General features: G+C 69.4%; 12 protein-coding genes. 7 read left to right on the top strand and 5 right to left on the bottom strand.

Annotation, left to right across the window (positions count from 1 at the left end; all coding sequences use genetic code 11):
- Positions 1-447: 447 nt before the first annotated feature.
- A complete protein-coding gene (locus CCS01_RS17650) occupies positions 448-1,647 on the bottom strand; it encodes an acyl-CoA dehydrogenase family protein (RefSeq protein ID WP_104520093.1) in 1,200 nt (399 codons plus the stop codon).
- Between the two features lie 218 nt (positions 1,648-1,865).
- Here CCS01_RS17650 and CCS01_RS17645 point away from each other — a divergent pair, with 218 nt between their 5' ends.
- The 3 genes from CCS01_RS17645 (at position 1,866) to CCS01_RS17635 (ending at position 4,852) form a co-directional block, all read left to right on the top strand.
- Complete coding sequence (locus CCS01_RS17645; protein ID WP_104520092.1) at positions 1,866-3,146, top strand: LLM class flavin-dependent oxidoreductase; 1,281 nt, start codon at positions 1,866-1,868, stop codon at positions 3,144-3,146.
- Positions 3,147-3,165: 19 nt separating this feature from the next.
- Positions 3,166-3,954: an alpha/beta fold hydrolase gene (locus tag CCS01_RS17640; RefSeq protein WP_104520091.1), complete on the top strand. Its 789-nt coding sequence runs from the start codon at positions 3,166-3,168 to the stop codon at positions 3,952-3,954.
- Between the two features lie 406 nt (positions 3,955-4,360).
- Entirely contained in the window at positions 4,361-4,852 is a 492-nt protein-coding gene (locus tag CCS01_RS17635; RefSeq protein ID WP_104520090.1) for a nuclear transport factor 2 family protein, read from the top strand.
- Positions 4,853-4,898: 46 nt separating this feature from the next.
- On the opposite strand, the gene CCS01_RS17630 is transcribed toward CCS01_RS17635, so the two are convergent.
- Entirely contained in the window at positions 4,899-5,942 is a 1,044-nt protein-coding gene (locus CCS01_RS17630; RefSeq protein ID WP_104520089.1) for a sensor histidine kinase, read from the bottom strand.
- The gene (locus CCS01_RS17625) at positions 5,939-6,622 is read right to left on the bottom strand and encodes a response regulator transcription factor (protein ID WP_104520088.1); all 684 of its coding nucleotides are present in this window, start codon (positions 6,620-6,622) and stop codon (positions 5,939-5,941) included. Before CCS01_RS17625 ends, CCS01_RS17630 begins: the two co-directional genes overlap by 4 nt.
- Positions 6,623-6,678: 56 nt before the next feature.
- On the opposite strand from CCS01_RS17625, the gene CCS01_RS17620 reads away from it, so the two are divergent.
- From CCS01_RS17620 to CCS01_RS17610, 3 genes are read left to right on the top strand one after another with little or no spacing between them, the layout of a single operon-like run.
- Positions 6,679-8,058: a TolC family protein gene (locus tag CCS01_RS17620; protein WP_104520087.1), complete on the top strand. Its 1,380-nt coding sequence runs from the start codon at positions 6,679-6,681 to the stop codon at positions 8,056-8,058.
- Positions 8,059-8,060: 2 nt separating this feature from the next.
- Positions 8,061-9,050: an efflux RND transporter periplasmic adaptor subunit gene (locus tag CCS01_RS17615; RefSeq protein ID WP_146101825.1), complete on the top strand. Its 990-nt coding sequence runs from the start codon at positions 8,061-8,063 to the stop codon at positions 9,048-9,050.
- A gap of 9 nt (positions 9,051-9,059) precedes the next feature.
- Entirely contained in the window at positions 9,060-12,182 is a 3,123-nt protein-coding gene (locus tag CCS01_RS17610; protein WP_104520085.1) for an efflux RND transporter permease subunit, read from the top strand.
- Between the two features lie 250 nt (positions 12,183-12,432).
- Here the strand turns inward: CCS01_RS17610 and katG are convergent, their stop codons facing one another.
- Positions 12,433-14,631 carry a catalase/peroxidase HPI gene (gene katG, locus CCS01_RS17605; RefSeq protein WP_104520084.1) on the bottom strand — a complete coding sequence of 733 codons (2,199 nt, stop codon included), beginning with the start codon at positions 14,629-14,631 and terminating at the stop codon, positions 12,433-12,435.
- Between the two features lie 609 nt (positions 14,632-15,240).
- On the opposite strand from katG, the gene CCS01_RS17600 reads away from it, so the two are divergent.
- On the top strand, positions 15,241-15,450 hold the full coding sequence (locus CCS01_RS17600; protein ID WP_104520083.1) for a hypothetical protein: 210 nt from the start codon (positions 15,241-15,243) through the stop codon (positions 15,448-15,450).
- Between the two features lie 136 nt (positions 15,451-15,586).
- Here CCS01_RS17600 and CCS01_RS17595 read toward each other — a convergent pair whose 3' ends face one another.
- Positions 15,587-17,017 carry an acetamidase/formamidase family protein gene (locus tag CCS01_RS17595; RefSeq protein ID WP_104520082.1) on the bottom strand — a complete coding sequence of 477 codons (1,431 nt, stop codon included), beginning with the start codon at positions 17,015-17,017 and terminating at the stop codon, positions 15,587-15,589.
- Positions 17,018-17,263: the final 246 nt, after the last annotated feature.

The raw sequence follows: 17,263 nt of genomic DNA, 5'->3' as shown, positions 1-17,263 counted from the left end.
TATCAGATGAAACCAACCAGTCCCGTCCGATACACCCCGACCCAACTGCTTCAGGCCGATAACTCAAGGCTCTACACAAGCCCAGACCACCCAACCCGCTTCAGCCACCCACGCTGCCGAACCAACCGTCCGTCGCGGGAGGCGGTGAAATAGTCGCCGCGCCCTGCTCTGTCAACGCAAATCAGGCCGAAATGTGAAACTTGTCTGACGACGATCAACCCGTTGAAAAACAAAAGTTACAAGCCAAACATCGGGCTTTTTCCCCAGCACATTGGAGCCATGCGGTGAAAACATGGTCATCCCAGCGGCCCATGACCGGACAAAAAGCGCACAATACCGAAGGGTAACGACAATGACTTCGGCAGTATTCCCGCACGACCACCGCGGAACCATCCGATGTCGTTGCCGATCACCCGCCACCCGCGCCAGCCCGGTTCGCCGCGGCGATTACAGCCAGCGCGTATCCGGCCGCATCCCCAGCAGATACTGCCCAATCGCTTCAAAATGCGTCCGCCGCCCCTGGGCCTGCTGCGAGACGCTGTTGATGTCGCGCAGCCGCCGCTCGAACGGCGCCTTGGCGAAAATCGCGGTCGACCCGGCCTCATGGAAGATCTGGTGGCACAGGTCGCGCGACGCATGGATCGCATAGGTGGACGACTCACGGATCGCGATGCGGCTTTCCAGCGCCAGCCCGCCCGACTGGGACACCTGGACCCAGGCATCGGTCATCGCCGTGTGCAGCCCGGCGCGCGCCGCCTTCCAGGACGCGTCGGCGTAGCCGATGATGCTCTGCACCGCCTGGTCGTCGCGCAGGGGGTCCTTCGACCACGCCTGGCTCTTGGTCTTCGCCAGGTCGACGAACGCATCCAGCATGGCGCGCGACACGCCCAGCGCCACGCTGGCGAAACCCGCGGCGTAAAGCTGCATCGCCTGGAAGGCATACAGCGTCCCCGTCTCCCGCCGCTCGGCCGGACTTTCCCGGGTCAGGCTGTGGGCGTCGTCGACGAACAGGTCCCGGATCGTATAGGTGTCGCTGCCGGTGCCGCGCAGGCCCATCACGTCCCACACGTCGTCGATCTGCGCCAATTCGCGCCGGAACAGCATGGTGCGTTCCCACGGCCGGCCGTCAGGATGGCGCACCGGCGTGCCGTCCGCCTCGAAGCACGGCGCATGGGCCCCCAGCCAGGTCGCGTGCCGACTGCCGGAGGCGAAGGTCCAGGATCCGCTCACCCGCCAGCCGCCGTCGCTGCGGATTGCCTTCGCGCCCGGCCCCTGCCCCCACGCCAGCACGTCGCGCGCATCGCCGAACACCTCACGCGCGACCGAGGGCGCGAGATAGGCCGCGGCCATGGCGCAGCCGCCGCCCTGGTTCATGCACCACGCCACCGAGGCATCACCCTGCGCGATCGCCTCGACGCACTGGATATAGTCCACCGGCCGCAACTCCGCCCCGCCCAGGCTGCGCGGCAGCAGCAGGCGGAACATCCGCGCCGCGTGCATCGCCTCCAGCACATCCGGCGGCAGCTCGTTCCCGGCCTCGATGCGGTCCGCCGCCGCCTGCAGCGAAGAGATCAGGCCGCGCGCCCGCGCGATGCAGGCCGCCCCCGAGAGGTCCATCGCAGAGGCTGTATCGGCAAGATCGTTCATCGGACCGCTCCCAATGGTTGATCGGCGTGGTTGATCGCCCAACGCCAACCCACCAGCGCCGGCCCGCCAGTGTCAGTCCACCGGCCACCCCGGCACAAGGCCAGCGGCAGTCCCTCGCGCAGCCGAAACAAAACCCGCCGGAATTTGACATACCCGCCAGCCGCCCGCAATACTGACCAGTATCATTTGTTCTCGAAACGAAGCGCGAGGCAGCCGTCATGAAGCTGATGTGGTTCCACCTGATGCCTTACACGGAACTGCCAGTCGATTTCCGCGACAGGAATCCGTCGGTCTGGGTGGACATCCATTCGACGCTGTTCGACCCGAAGCGCGCCCACCTGATGTACAACGATTTCATGGATGAGCTGGAATACGCCGCCGAATGCGGCTTCGACGCCGTCTGCGTCAACGAGCACCATTCCAACGGCTACGGCCTGATGCCCTCGCCCAACCTGATCGCCGCGTCCCTGGCGCGCCGCACCACTGACACCGCCATCTGCGTCATGGGCAACTCGCTGGCGCTGTACAACCCACCGACGCGGGTGGCCGAGGAGTTCGCCATGATCGACGTGATCTCCGGCGGACGGTTGATCGCCGGCTTCCCGGTCGGCACGCCGATGGACACCTGTTACGCCTACGGCACCAACCCCAGCCAGTTGCGCCAGCGCTACCATGAGGCGCACGACCTGGTGAAGCGCGCCTGGACCGAGAAGGACACCTTCGCCTTCAACGGCCGCTTCAACCAGCAGCGCTATATCAACATCTGGCCGCGCCCGGTGCAGCAGCCGCATCCGCCCATCTGGATCCCCGGCGGCGGCTCGGTCGAGACCTGGCAGTGGTGCGCCCAGATGAACTACGTGTACTGCTACCTGTCCTACTACGGCTACAAGGCCGGCCGCGCCACGATGGACGGATTCTGGGCCGAAATGGATCGTCTGGGCAAGGACCGCAATCCCTACCAAGCCGGCTTCCTGCAGTTCATCGGCGTCGCCGAATCCCGCCAGCAAGCCTACGATTTGTATTCCGAGGCAGCCGAGTATTTCTACGGCCGCTGCCTGCACGTCGATCCGCGCTATGCCACGCCGCCCGGCTACACCAGCGAGGGCAGCCAGCGCGCCGGCATCGAAAGCCAGGTGAAGAAAGCGGCGGACGCCACGGTGCGCGGCAAGTCCACCGGCGAGCGCTTCGCCTCGGTCGCTCGCGACATGGACGGCATCGTCGACAACGGCTACGTCATCATCGGCTCGCCCGACGAAGTCGCCCAGCAGCTGCGCGAGGTCGCCACCCAGCTGAACGTCGGCCACCTGATGCTGCTGCTGCAGTACGGCAACATGAGCAAGGACCTGACCCGCTACAACACGAAGCTGTTCGCCGAGCAGGTGATGCCGAAGCTGCGCGACCTGCACGCCGGCTGGACCGACCACTGGTGGCCGCGGCCGATGGACGCCGCGTTGCGCGCCGAGGTCCCCGCCTACATGCCGAAGCTCGCCGCCGAATAACCACACGACGGAGCGAAACGTGACTGAACCCGAAACGTTGACCATCGACGTCAACGGTTTTCCGACGCGCGTCTGGCGCAAGGGCGCCGGCCCGGCCCTTGGCTTCCTGGCCGGCTTCGGCGGCCTGCCGCGCTGGATTCCGTTCCTGGACGAACTGGCCCGCGGCCGCACCGTTATCGTGCCCTCGCTGCCCGGCTTCCCGGGCGGCGACCGCGGCCACAGCGTGCTGGACTCGCACCTGGACTGGCTGCTGGCGGTGCGGGAGATCCTGGACAAGGCGGGGCTGTCCGGCGCCGATCTCGCCGGCAGTTCCGTCGGCGCGTCACTGGCCGCCGAGATAGCCGCGCTGTGGCCGGCTACCGTGCGCCGGCTGGCGCTGATCGCCCCGTTCGGGCTGTTCGACGAGACCAACCCGCCGACGGATCCCTGGGCGCAGCGGGCCGACGCCGTGCCCGGCCTGATGTGTGCCGACGCCGAAAAGTGGACCGCGCTGAAGACTCCGCCGGAAGGCGCCAACTCCATCGAGTGGCCGATCGAACAGGTGCGGGCGAACGAGGCGGCGGCGCGGATCTTCTGGCCGCTGGGCAACACGCGGATCGAGAAGCGCCTGCGGCTGGTCAAGGCGCCGACGCTGCTGCTGTGGGGCGAGCAGGACCGGATCATACCCCGCGCCTATGCCGACGTGTTCGCCAAGGGCATCGGCGGGCCGACGCGGATCCAGGTCATCGCCGGCGCCGGGCACCTGGCGGAACTGGACAGGCCCGCCGAAACCGCGGCCGCGATCGCCGGGTTCCTGGAGGCCGATTAGCAGCAAACCGCAGCCAGGTTGCGACAGGACGACGGTGCGCCTTCATCGTCATGGCGGCCGCAGGGCCGCCATCCATGCCTTGCGGTGCCGATACCAGCATAAGCCGTGGATGGTGGGCCTGCGCCCACCATGACGGTGTGGAAATGGCCGTGCCCCGTCCCTCCATTTTAACCCCAATGGAGCCTGCGCTGACCATGACGGTGTAGGAGCGGCCGCGCCATCTGCGCCTCACAACCTGCCTGCGGTTTGCTGTCGCTCCCGGCCACGGGCCAGCAAAGCTGGCATTCCGGACGATCCTGTTTCGCGGAACCGGGTAGCAGGAGCCAGCCCCTGTCGGGCGCATCATCGTCGCCGCCTGACAGCCGAACGGATCTGCGCTACACCGCACAGGCGCAAGGGGAGGACGATGGTGACTATCCCGGGGACCGGCGACCTGGCTTTGTGGTGCGCCCTCAATCAGCTTATCGCGGACTACTGGGCCGAGGTGGACCACAACGCCGGCCGCCGCGCGCATGAGTTCTACCTGCCCGATGCCATCTATATCGTCGGCGCGAATTACTTCGAGGGACACGAAAACATCCAGGCGTTCTATGATCGGCGTCGCGAACGCGGCACCACCACCACCCGCCATATCGTGAGCAACGTCCAGGTCTTCCGCGACGACGCGCGACGCGCCCGCATTATCGGCGTCATGAGCCTGTACCGGGCCGAGGGCCGCCCACCGGTCGAGGAGGCGAGGCCGCTGGCCATGATCGCTGATTTCGAAGCGCAATGTCTCATGACAGGCGACCAGCAATGGCGCTTTCGGTCGCACGAACTCCGGCCGGTGTTCATTGGCATGAACCGGCCATTTTCAGTGGCGATCGACGCGGAACGCCTGCGCCCGCCGGGCGGGTGACGTGGATTTCCGGCGCGGATGACGCAGCACGCGCCAAATCTCCAGCCTACGCCGGCGGCTCCCCGCAGGCCGGCAGCAGGATTTCGACGACGGTCTCCGGCCCCGGCGCGAACCCGGCCGTCCCGCCATGCGCCCGCGCCACCTCCCGCACGATGGCCAGGCCGAGGCCGCTGCCGCTCGACGCCGCGTCGGCCTTGCGGAACCGGTCGAACAGCCGCTCCCTGTCGATCCGCGCAAGCGCGGTGCCCTGGTCCGCCACCGTAATCGCCACCCGGCCTGGCCCGCCGTCGCTCCGCAGCAGCCGCCCGGTGACACGGATCGTTCCCTGCCCGTGCGCCAGGGCGTTCTCCAGCAGGTTGCGCAGCATGTCCCGCAGGTCCCCGGCCCGCCCGCGGACCGGCAGCCGCTCCGGCAAATCAAGCTCGACCGCCCGTCCTGCCGCATCGGCCAGTGGCAGGATCAGCGCCGCGGCCTCGCGCGCCAAGCGGCCGGCATCGACGCCTTCCAGGCACGCCGTGTCAGCCGTGTCGGCGACTTCCTTGCGGGCGAGATCGAGAAGCTGGCTGACGACCCGGCCCATCTGCGCCAGGTCCTGCTCGATCTGTCCCCAGTTGGGCGCCCCGCTCAGCCGCGCCTGCTGCACGCGCAGACTGAGGACGGTCAGCGGTGTGCGAAGTTCATGCGCCGCATCGGCGACGAACCGGCGCTCGGCGTCGTAGGCGCGCGCCATGCGGTCAAGCGCCTCATTGACCGCCAGAACCAGCGGCCGGATCTCGCGCGGCAGCCGGGCGGCGGCAATCCGCGCCTCCGGGTTGCGCGGACCGACGCGCGCGGCATCGCGGGCCGCGCCCGCCAGGTGGCGCAGGGTCCAGACGCTGACCAGAATGATGATGGCGATCGCAGCGGCGGTGAAGACCAGCAGCACCAGGACGTCCTGGTAGGGGTCCTCGACCCAGTCGGCGTCGATGCGGCTCAGCAGCGCCCCCTTGCCCTCGAACGGCCAGGCGAGGATCGCGCCGCCGGCGCCCAGCGCGAAGACCAGCAGCATCGCCACCACCAGGCGCCGCCGCAGGCTGTCCAGCAGCCTCATGCCGTCCGCCCCGGGCGCAGGCGATAGCCGATGCCGCGCAGCGACTCGATGGTCACCGCGGAGCCCGCCGCCGCGAGCCGCCGCCGCAGCCGCGAGATCACCGCTTCCAGCGCGTTCATGCCGCCGCCGCCGTCGAAGCCGTAGAGCCGATCCTCCAGCGCATCCTTCACCACCGCCTGCCCGGCCGCCCGCACCAGTTCCTCCAGCGCCAGCGCCTCCAGCCGGGTCAGGTCGAGCGCCCGCTCCCCGGCCGCCGCCGACTGCCGCGCGGCATCGAAGCTGAGGTCGCCATACCGGTAAACCGCATGCGGGCGGGGACCGGGACGCCGCAGCACCGCCCGCAGCCGAGCCTCCAGCTCGGTCAGTTCGAACGGCTTGACGATATAGTCGTCCGCGCCGCCATTCAGGCCGCCGACACGATCCGCCAGCCCGTCGCGGGCGGAGACGATGATCGCCGGGACCGTGGCCGCGCCGCCCTGGCGCAGTTGGTGCAGCACCTGCATCCCGTCCCCGTCCGGCAGGCCGAGGTCGAGGATGACAGCGTCGTAGCGGGTCATGCGGCTGGCGGCCAGCGCCTCGTCGGCCCGCCGCACCACGTCGACCGCGAACCCCCGCTGGCGCAGGTGATCGGCGACGATCCCGCTCACCGCCAGATGATCTTCCACCAGCAGTATTTTCACCGCCGATCCTCCCTGGGCGTCAGCCTCGCGTCAGCGCCGGCAGCGATACATACCGGATGACGACCCGCGCCGACACGGTCACGAAGGCGTTCGTCGCAGCCGCTTGTTGCTGCGCCGGCGTCCTGCAGGGCTGCGCCAGCTACAATGCGCGCCCGCTCGATCCGGCGGCATCGGCGCACGGCCTGCAGGCCCGCACCCTCAGCGATCCCGGCCTGCTGCATTTCGTGGCTGCCAACGTGCCCCGGGCGCCGTCGCCGGTCCGCTGGAACCTGGCGACCCTGACGGCGGCCGCCGCGTACGAACGACCGGACATCAGGATAGCCGCCGGACAGGTCAGGGTCGCCGAAGCCGGGGAACGCACCGCCGCCGCATGGCCCAATCCCGAGCTGTCCCTGGGTCCGAGCTACTATGCCGCGCTGTTCGAGCCCTCGCCGTGGGAGATCGGGCCGACCATCACCCAGCTGATCCAGACCGCCGGCAAGCGCGCCGCCGAACTCGCCCGGGCGCGGGCACGCAGCCGATCGGCGCGCCAGCAGCTTGCGGTGGCGGTCTGGGCGGTGCGCAGCCAGGTGCGGACGGCGCTGATCGACCTCTGGGCCGCCCGCCGGCGGCTGGCGCTGTCCCGCGCCTATGATGGGGCCGCTCGCCAGGTCACCGCGCTGGTCGCGGGGCGCTACCAGGCCGGCGCCGTCTCCGCCGCGGCGCTGACCGCCCAGCAGCTGACCGGCACCCAGGCGGCGCTGAGCCTCGTCACCGCCGGGCGGCAGGAGCGTCTCGCCACCGCCGCCCTGGCCACCGCAACCGGCGTGCCGGTGGCGGCGATCGAGGCCGCGCCGATCGACCTGTCGGAGATCGACCGGCCCGCACCCGTCGGCGACCTGGGCGCCCTGCGCCAGCGTGCCCTGGCGCAGCGGCCCGAAGTCCTGGACGCGCTGGCCCGCTACGAGGCCGCCGAGGCGACGCTGCGGCTGGAAGTGGCGCGGCAGTATCCGGACCTGAACATCGGCCCGGGCTACCAGTACAACCAAGGCCAGCAGCAGTTCATCCTGGCGATCTCGCTGCCGCTGCCGATCCTGAACCAGAACCAGGGGCCGATCGCCGCCGCCCGCGCCGCCCGGCAGGTCGCGGCCGACGATTTCGACAGAGTGCAGACGACGGTGCTGGGCCAGATCGAAACCGCGATGACCGACTGGCAGGCCAGCCGCGCGGAAGCGCGGCGCGCCGGCGGGCTGCTGCGGCTGGCCGACCGGACGGTGCGCATGGACCGCGCCGCCTTCGCCGCCGGCCAGATCGGCCGGCTGGAGCTTGCCGGGGCGGAACTGGCGCGCGCCCAGACCGAGCTCGGCGCCCTGGCGGCGGGCGCCGATGAACGCACCGCGCTCGGCCGTCTCGAGGATGCGTTGCATCATCCGTTCATTGGCGCCAAGGAGAGATGATCGTGCGGAGACTGCCGCTTTCCGCCCCGTTGCTATGGCTCGGCCTGCTGCCCGCCGCGTGGGGACAGACCCTGCTGGCGCCGCTGACGCTGACCCGGGACGCCATCGAGGCCGGCGGCATCCAGGTGCAGCGGCTGCATGCCGAGCACCGGGCGCCGACGATCGCCGCGTTCGGCCAGGTGCTCGACCCTGCGCGGCTGGCCGCGCTGTCGGCGCAGACGGCCGAGGCCCGGGCCGACATCGCCGCCTCCCGCGCAAGGCTGACGCTGGCGCAGAACGAGGCCAAGCGCGCCGCCGGCCTGTTCCATGCCCAGGGCAACGTGTCGATGGCGGAATACCAGTCCGCCCAGGCGGCCGAACAGGTCACCGCCGCGACCCTGACCGTGGCGGAGGCGAAGCTGCGGTCGCTCCAGGCCGGCATTCGCGCCACCTGGGGCTCTGCCCTGGCAGCGTCGGTCGCCACCGGGGAAAGTCCGCTTCCTGACATCGAGGCCGGTTCGTCGTGCCTGGTGCAGGTGGTCCTGCCGATTGGCGCGGACCTCGCGGCGGCGCCGGCGCAGGCGACGGCCAGCCCGGCCGCTGGTCCCGTGCTGCCGCTGCGGCTGGTGGGACCGTCGCCGCAGTCGCCGGGTGGCACCGGTCCGGCCTTCTATTACCTGGGCAGCGGCCCGGCCTGTCCGCCCGCCGGCCTGAGGCTGCGCGCCGAGCTGCCGAACGGACCGGCGGTGACCGGCGTGGTGATTCCGGCCGCCGCCGTGGTCTGGCGCGCGGCGACGCCGCTGGTGTACCGCAAGAGCGGCAAGACAGGATTCACGCCGGTGGTCCTGCCCGCGGCCGACCGCGTGCCGGGCGGCTATTTCGTCAGGGACGCGGCCGGCGCCGAGCTGAAGCCCGGTGTGGCCGTCGTGGTGGCGGGCTCGGCGCTGCTGCTGTCGGAGTCCCAGGCCGCCGCCATGGCCGGCAATGCGGCGTCCTCGGACGACGACGACTGATCCCCGCCGATGCGCCCGATCGTCGCCTTCTGCCTGCGGTTTCCCCGGCTGATCCTGCTGGCCGCCCTGGCGGTCACGGCAATCGGCGTGTTCGCCGCGGTGAACGCCCGCTACGACGTCTTCCCGGAGTTCGGGCAGCCGACGGTGGTGATCGAAACAACCGTCCCCAGCCTGGCCGCCGAGCAGGTCGAGGGCCTGGTGACGACGCCGGTGGAGGAGGCGGTCAACGGCATCCCCGGCCTGGCCACGTTGCGATCCCAGTCCACCACCGGCCTGTCGGTCGTCGACGTCGTGTTCGACGGCGACACCGACGTCTACCGCGACCGCCAGCTGGTGGCCGAGCGGCTGGCGCCCATGGCCGGTTCGCTGCCGGATGGCGCGACACCCGTCCTCGCGCCGTTGCGGTCCTCGACCGGCGACGTGCTGACGGTGGGCCTGTCGTCGCCGACGCTGTCGCTGATGCAGCTGACCGAGATCGCGCGCTGGACCATGCGGCCGGCGCTGCTGTCGGTGCCGGGCGTGTCGGACGTCGTCATCTTCGGCGCGCGGCCCGGGCAGTTGCAGGTGCAGTTCGACCCGGACCGGATGATCGAGGCCGGGATCAGCCTGGACCAGTTGACCGCCGCGGCGCGGCAGGCCAGCGCGACGCTCGGCGCCGGGCTGGTCGAGACGCCGAACCAGCAGGTGGTGATCCGAGCATACGGCCAGACCCTGACGCCGGCGGACCTCGCCGACAGCCTGGTGGCGCAGCGGGGGGGCCGCAGCATCCGGCTTGGCGACGTCGCGCAGGTGGTTCGCGCGCCGCCGCCAGCGTTCAGCGGCGCGCTGGTGGGGCCGAAACCCGGCGTGCTGGTGGTGATCAGCGCCCAGTATGGCGCCGATTTGCTGGGCGTCACCGAGGCGCTCGACCGCGAACTGGCGGTGCTGGCGCCGGCGCTGAAGCGTGATGGCGTGCTGCTGCTGCCGGATGCGCTGCGGCCGGCCTCGTTCGTGCTGACGGCGCTGCGGCACCTGCGTGATTCGCTGGTCATCGGCGCCGCGCTGATCCTGGCGGTGCTGGTCCTGGCGCTACGCAACTGGCGCACCGCGCTGGTTTCCTTCGTCGCCATCCCGCTGTCGCTGCTGATGGCGATCGTGGCGCTGGACCGGCTGGGCTTCACGCTGAACACGATGTCGCTCGGCGGCCTGGCGATCGCCATCGGCGAGGTGGTGGACGATGCCGTGGTGGACGTGGAGAACATCCACCGCCGCCTGCGCGAGAACCGCGGACGCCCAGATCCGCGCCCGCCGCTGCGGGTCGTGCTGGAGGCGTCGCTGGAGGTGCGCGGCTCCATCGTCTTCGCCACCCTGGCGGTGGCCATCGTCTTCCTGCCGCTGCTGAGCCTGTCCGGGGTGGCCGGGCGGCTGTTCGCGCCGCTGGGGGTTGCCTACATTGCGGCGATCGGGTCCTCGCTGGTGGTGGCGCTGACGATCACGCCGGCGCTGGCTTGGCTGCTGCTGGGGCGGGCGCCGCTGCACCCGGCCGATCCGCCGCTGGTGGCGCGGGCGAAGCGGGGATACGGGCGCCTGCTGGCGGCCGTCGGACGGCATCCCGGGCTGACGCTGGGCAGCGTCGCCGGACTGGTGCTGGTGTCGTTCGCCAGCGTGCCGTTCATGCGCACCGAGTTCCTGCCGGCGTTCCACGAGCGGCAGTTCATCCTGCATTTCGAGACCGCGCCCGGCACGTCGCTGGAGGCGATGCTGGGCATCGGCGAACGGGCGGCGCGCATCCTGCAGCGGATGCCCGAAGTCGCCACCGTGGTGCTGCACGCCGGTCACGCCGACCTGTCGAACGAGCACGCCGGCACGAACAAGGCGGAGATGGACGTGACGCTGACTCCCGCAGGCGGTGCCGAGGGCGCGGTGTTGCAGGCGAGGATTCTCGCCGCGGTCCGAGGGCCACCCGGCGTGCGCTGGACCGCCAACACGTTCCTGGTGGAGCGGATTCACGAAACCCTGTCAGGCCAGACTGCGCCGGTCGTCATCACGGTCTTCGGCCCGTCGCTGAGCGGGCTCGACGCTGACGCGGCGCGCATCGCCGCGACGCTGCAGGCGATTCCCGGCGCCACCGGCGTGAGCGTCGCCGCGCCGCCCGGCCGCCCGGAGGTGTCGGTCGTGCTGGATCGCGCCGCGTTGCTGCAGGACGGGCTGACGGCCGGGCAGGTGCTGGGCGCGCTGCGCACCAGCTATGCCGGCGACACCGTCGGCCGGGTCTATACCGGCAGCCGGTCGTTTCCGATCGTCGTCGTGCTGCCGCCCGGCCTGCGGGCCGATCCCGCCGCGCTGGGCGCCGTGCCGCTGACGACGGGGACAGGCGGGGTCGTCCGGCTGGGTGCCCTGGCGCACATCCAGGCGGAGGCCGGGCGGGACCAGATCCTGCACGCCGGCGGCCGGCGGGTGCAGGTCGTCACCGTGGCCGTGCCTGACAGCGAGGCGTCGGCGTTCGTCGCCCGCGCCCGCCGGGTGCTGCCGGGAATCCCGCTGGCGCCCGGTGACTATGTCAGCATCGGCGGCACCGCCACGGCCTCGGGCTGGGCGCGGGTCGAGCTGATGCTGCACAGCGGGCTGGCCCTGGCGGCGATCGTCGCCCTGCTGGTGGTCGCGCTGCGGGACTCGCGGCTGGTGGCGCTGCTGCTGGTCAACGTTCCGCTGGCGCTGATTGGCGGCATTGCCGCGGTGTGGATTGCCGGGCTGTCGGTGTCGCTCGGCGCTGCGGTCGGGTTCGTGACGGTGTTCGGCATCACGCTGCGCAATGCGCTGATGCTGCTGTCGCATTATCGCACCCTGGTCCACGCCGAGCGGCGGCCGTGGTCGGCCGAGACCGCGCGGGCGGGAGCGATGGACCGGGTGTCGCCGATCCTGATCACGGCGTGTGTGACGGCTCTGGGCCTGCTGCCGATCGCGCTCGGGCGGAACCTGCCGGGGCAGGAGATCCAGGGGCCGATGGCGATCGTGATCCTGGGCGGGCTGGTCAGTTCGACGTTGCTGACGCTGCTGGTGCTGCCGTTGCTGGCGATCCGGTTCGCGCGTGTCGGGGGACGCAAGCCTGTGGCGGCGGTGCGGGATCGTGCGGATATTGCGGCCTGTGAGTGATGGGACGTGCTCCGGCTGGAACTGCCGCGGGGCGGCCGGAGAGCGATCCGCGCAAGGTGGGTGCGGAGAAAGGTTCGTTGCCCTATCGTCATGGCGGGGCGTGTCCCGGCCATGACGATAGGGCAACAACCTCGGTGATGTCGATAGGGCAACGGCCTCGGTCACGACGGAGGGGTAACGGACCGGCCCGCTAACGAAACGGGCGGGGAGATAGCCTCCCCGCCCGGTCGTCAGCCAGCCGGGAACCCGGCTATCCGCGGCGCTCAGGCAGGTCGTAGCGGTCAAGGTTCATCACCTTGTTCCACGCCGCCACGAAGTCCTTCACGAACTTCTCCTTCGCGTCGTCACAGGCATAGACTTCTCCGATGGCCCGGAGTTGCGCGTTCGAACCGAAAACGAGATCGACACGCGTGGCGGTCCACTTCTTTTCGCCCGTCTTGCGATCGCGCCCCTCGTAAACGCCTTCAGCCTCGGGGACGGACTGCCAACCCGTATTCATGGTCAGCAGGTTGACGAAGAAGTCGTTCGTCAGCGTCCCCGGCCGCGTGGTGAAGACGCCGTGCTTGCTGTCCCCGGCGTTGGCGCCCAGGACGCGTAGGCCGCCGAGCAGAACCGTCATCTCCGGCGCCGTCAGTTGCAGCAACTGCGCCCGGTCCACCAGGGCTTCCTCGTGCATCATCAGTTGCTTGCCGCGGTGATAGTTGCGGAACCCGTCAGCCACCGGCTCCAGCGGCGCGAACGACTCCGCGTCGGTCTGCTCCTGCGAGGCATCCATGCGGCCCGGTGTGAAGGGAACTTTCACGTCGACGCCGCCGGCCTTCGCCGCCTGCTCGACCGCCGCGCAGCCGCCGAGCACGATCAGATCGGCCAGCGAAACCTTCTTGCCGCCGCCGGCCGAGGCGTTGAAGTCCTTCTGGATCGCTTCCAGCTTCTGCAGCACCGTCGCAAGCTGCTGCGGCTGGTTGACCTCCCAGTCCTTCTGCGGCGCCAGCCGGATGCGCGCGCCATTGGCGCCGCCCCGCTTGTCGGAGCCGCGGAACGTCGAGGCCGAAGCCCAGGCAGTCGAGACAAGCTGCGGAACCGTCAGGCCGGCGCCGAGGATCTTCTGCTTCAGCGCCGCGATGTCCTGTTCCCCGACCAGAGGGTGATCCACCGGCGGGATCGGGTCCTGCCAGATCAGCGTCTCCTGCGGCACGAGCGCGCCGAGGTAGCGCACTTTCGGCCCCATGTCGCGGTGCGTCAGCTTGAACCAAGCGCGGGCGAAGGCGTCCGCGAACTGATCCGGATGCTCATGGAACCGGCGGGAGATCTTCTCGTAGATCGGGTCGAAGCGTAGCGACAAATCGGTGGTCAGCATGGTCGGCAGGCGCTTCTTCGACGGATCGAACGGGTCCGGTATCGACGGTTCGGCGTTCTTCGCCTGCCATTGATAGGCGCCGGCCGGGCTCTTGGTCAGCTCCCACTCGTAATTGAACAGGTTGTCGAAGAAATAGTTGCTCCATTTGGTTGGCGTCTGCGTCCAGACCACCTCCGGGCCGCCGGTGATGGCGTCTTTCCCGAAGCCCATGCCGAACTTGCTGCGCCAGCCCAGGCCCTGGTCCTCGACCGCGGCGCCTTCCGGCTCGCGGCCCACCAGCGACGGATCGCCGGCACCGTGGGTCTTGCCGAAGGTGTGGCCGCCGGCGATCAGCGCGACGGTTTCCTCGTCGTCCATCGCCATGCGCTTGAAGGTCTCGCGGATGTCCACCGCCGCCTTCACCGGATCGGGGTTGCCGTTCGGACCCTCCGGGTTGACGTAGATCAGCCCCATCTGCACCGCGCCGAGCGGGTTCTCCAGCTGGCGCTCGCCGCTGTAGCGCTCATCCCCGAGCCATGTCCCTTCCGGGCCCCAGTAGAGTTCCTCGGGCTCCCAGGTGTCGACGCGGCCGCCGCCGAAGCCGAACGTCTTGAAGCCCATCGACTCCAGGGCGACGTTGCCGACCAGGACGAACAGGTCGGCCCAGGAAAGCTTCGCGCCATATTTCTGCTTGATCGGCCAGAGCAGACGGCGTGCCTTGTCGAGGTTGGCGTTGTCCGGCCAACTGTTCAGAGGCGCGAAGCGCTGCTGGCCGCCACCGGCGCCGCCGCGGCCGTCGGCGATGCGGTAGGTGCCCGCGCTGTGCCACGCCATGCGGATGAACAGCCCGCCGTAGTGACCGTAATCCGCCGGCCACCAGTCCTGCGAGTCCGTCATCAGGGCATGCAGGTCCTTGATCACCGCGTTGAGGTCGAGGGTCTTGAATTCCTCGGCGTAGTTGAACGCCTTGCCCATTGGATTGGACAGGGGGGAGTGCTGGTGAAGGATCGAAAGGTTCAACTGGTCCGGCCACCAGTCACGATTGGACCTGCCCAGGCTGGCCCGGCGTTTTTGCTGCGCGCCCGCGACCGGGCATTTGCTTTCATCCGACATAATTCCCTCCGTTCTCGATCCGGAATTTACTTCCCGGGCGGATCATAGCGCTGAATCGCCTGTCGATCCAAGGTGCCCGCCCGGGGATCCGGCCGATCCACCCTTGCATCAAACCCGCGGGCCGAGATCCCTCATATCACCGCCGCTTGAGCAACTCTTTCGAGCGTAGCAGGAGTCTCGCGGGCCACAAGTCGCAAAGGCGCGCTTTGTCCTGCAATCGCGCCAAAGTTGGCCATGTATCGCCTCCGCCAAGGCCCGCCATGCCAGTCAAAACCGGCTTGCCGACACAATTTGCCTGCCGAGGCCGATCGGCTGGCGGTATCATCCGTCAGCATGACACGGCATTGGGCGGCCGGCGGGCCGGATTCGTTGCTTGTCCGTTGTGGAAAATTCTGCACGTATACGTAATATTCCCTGTCACCAACAAACGCCAGCGTCCATCGCGAGGCTTCCGCCGGACGGCGCAACCGGCCCCGGCCCTCCCGCCCATGTGAACGTATCGGGCGCCTCCGCCATGCGCCGGACGATGCGGTGGCGGCGTTCATCGTTGTCAGCCACGTATCACGCCATGCGGCGTCGAGAAGGTATCGCGCGGCCCAGGAGCTTGCCATGACCCGGCCAATCGGGTGTTGTCTGCTGATCCTCGGCCTGTCGCTCGGCGGCTGCACGTCGAATCCCGCCGCGCCGATCAACCAGACCTTCCCGATCCGCCAGATGGACGCGTTCTTCAACGCCCTTCCGCCACGGCCAGCGCCGCCCCCGCCGGACTACACGCACGAGCGCGGCTACGCCCCCGCCTATCCGCCCTACACCCCCTGAACCGCGACGGCGCGCCGGCCGCTTGCGGCACCACCGCGTCAACACGAAGACACTAGGATTTTCTTCACCGATCCACGCCTGTATATCTCCCGGCGCGCTGTCATACGTCGGCCACGACGCCGGACCTCCCCATCCCTCAGACCGTGGCGCCCGCGAACACGTTCTTCCTGATCACGGCATGAACGCCCCAGTTGCCGTCCACCACCTGGGTGATGCCGAAATCCACCGCCACCGACATCAGCGAGATCGCCTCGTCCTCGGTCAGCCCCTTGGCGTTCATCAGGAAGGCCCGCATCTTCCGGAACGCATCCCGCATCGCCAGGTCGAGCGACGATTTCGCGAAGATCTCCCGCTGCGCATCCGGCCCCAGCTCGGCCAGGTAGTTCGGATAGCTGAAGCCGGACATCAGCCATTCGTCCTGCGTCTCGATCATCGGGAATTGCAGCGACGCCAGGGCGGTGCCGCCCAGGTCCGCCTGCTTGTGCAGGATCAGCTGGAACGTTCCGGTCAGCGAGCACTCGATCGCTGTACCGCACAGCTCGGAATCCCCCTGGCTGGCATGCGGATCGCCGACGGACAGCAGCGCACCCTCGACCGCGACCGGATAGTACATCGTCGCGCCCTTGCCGATGCGCCAGTTGTCGATGTTGCCGCCGGTGTAGCTCGGCGGGATGGAGTTCACATACTCCGCCTCCTTCGGCGCCAGCCCCATCGTTCCGAAATGCGGTCTGATCGGCACCCGAACATTCCGTAGCACGTTCCAGTTGCGCGTCGTCCTGCTGTGGTCCACCGGCAGCCCGGGGTAGTCGATGGTCGCGTGCACCTTGCCGGTCGGGTCGGTCACCGGCACCCATTTGAAATTGTAGACCGCCCGCGCCCAGTTGCGCTCCCCGCCGGCGTCCATCTCGTAGATCGTCACGACCTCGCGCGGTCGGTCGCCGGTGATCAGGTCGCGGTACTGGAAACCCCAGTTGGCGGCGGCGTTGCTGCCGAAACAAAGACCCTTGAACGCCGGATTGGCGCAGGGCCGCGGCTTGACGTCCAGGATGCGGACTTCCAGCACGTCGCCGGGCTCGGCGCCTTCCACCGCCACCGGGCCGGTGCAGATATGCACGCCGAGGCCGCCGCCGTCGCCCGGGCCGGCGCCGCGGCGCATGACGCCCTTCTTCTCCCTGGTCCACAGATAGACGCTTTCTGCCCCCGGATCGCCCTGGATCATGCGCTCGGCGTCGTCACTTGCCTGGTGCGTGAGCGTCTCGATCGTAACGAAATCGCCGGAGGCCACGGTGACCCGCGGCTTCAGGCTGCGGCTGAAATAGCCCCAGTGCACCGTCTCGGCATTGGCGGGGAGGTGGTAGTAGCCCGGCTGCCCCATCGTCCGAGCCGCCGAGCTTTGCGCCAGGGCCGGCGAAACCAGGGAAATGCCGGTGGTGGCCAGGGCCGCCGCGCCGCTGGTGGCGGCAAAGCCCGATTTCAGGAACGCCCGCCGCTCCGCCGACAGGGCAGAGCGCCAGGCCTGTCGATGCGTCTCGAAATCCGCGCAGTTCGGGTCATCGCCCTGACACATGGTTCCCTCCGTTCAATACGACGGAGGGACAGTGCAAGGGCGATGCCAGCGCGGACCATCGAGCCGCGCCGGGTTACCGCTTCGGACCGTTGTCCTTGTGACGGGACGGCTTGCCGCGCTTGCCGTGATGCTGCTTGCCATGGGACGCAGCGTCGTCCTCAGCCCTGGCAGGCGGAACCGGTGCCGGCGCGACGGTGGGCCGCGGCGCCGGAGCCGGGGCAGCGGCTGGAGCGGCCGGGGGCGGAA

Source organism: Rhodopila globiformis, assembly GCF_002937115.1.
Classification (GTDB): domain Bacteria; phylum Pseudomonadota; class Alphaproteobacteria; order Acetobacterales; family Acetobacteraceae; genus Rhodopila; species Rhodopila globiformis.
This window is presented reverse-complemented; position numbering and strand designations above follow the sequence as displayed.

Coding starts and splice junctions, on each gene's coding strand:
- CCS01_RS17610 (WP_104520085.1), top strand. CDS start 9,060: ATGCGCCCGATCGTCGCCTTCTGCCTGCGGTTTCCCCGGCTGATCCTG.
- CCS01_RS17635 (WP_104520090.1), top strand. CDS start 4,361: ATGGTGACTATCCCGGGGACCGGCGACCTGGCTTTGTGGTGCGCCCTC.
- katG (WP_104520084.1), bottom strand. CDS start 14,631: ATGTCGGATGAAAGCAAATGCCCGGTCGCGGGCGCGCAGCAAAAACGC.
- CCS01_RS17620 (WP_104520087.1), top strand. CDS start 6,679: ATGACGACCCGCGCCGACACGGTCACGAAGGCGTTCGTCGCAGCCGCT.
- CCS01_RS17600 (WP_104520083.1), top strand. CDS start 15,241: ATGACCCGGCCAATCGGGTGTTGTCTGCTGATCCTCGGCCTGTCGCTC.
- CCS01_RS17595 (WP_104520082.1), bottom strand. CDS start 17,017: ATGTGTCAGGGCGATGACCCGAACTGCGCGGATTTCGAGACGCATCGA.
- CCS01_RS17630 (WP_104520089.1), bottom strand. CDS start 5,942: ATGAGGCTGCTGGACAGCCTGCGGCGGCGCCTGGTGGTGGCGATGCTG.
- CCS01_RS17650 (WP_104520093.1), bottom strand. CDS start 1,647: ATGAACGATCTTGCCGATACAGCCTCTGCGATGGACCTCTCGGGGGCG.
- CCS01_RS17645 (WP_104520092.1), top strand. CDS start 1,866: ATGAAGCTGATGTGGTTCCACCTGATGCCTTACACGGAACTGCCAGTC.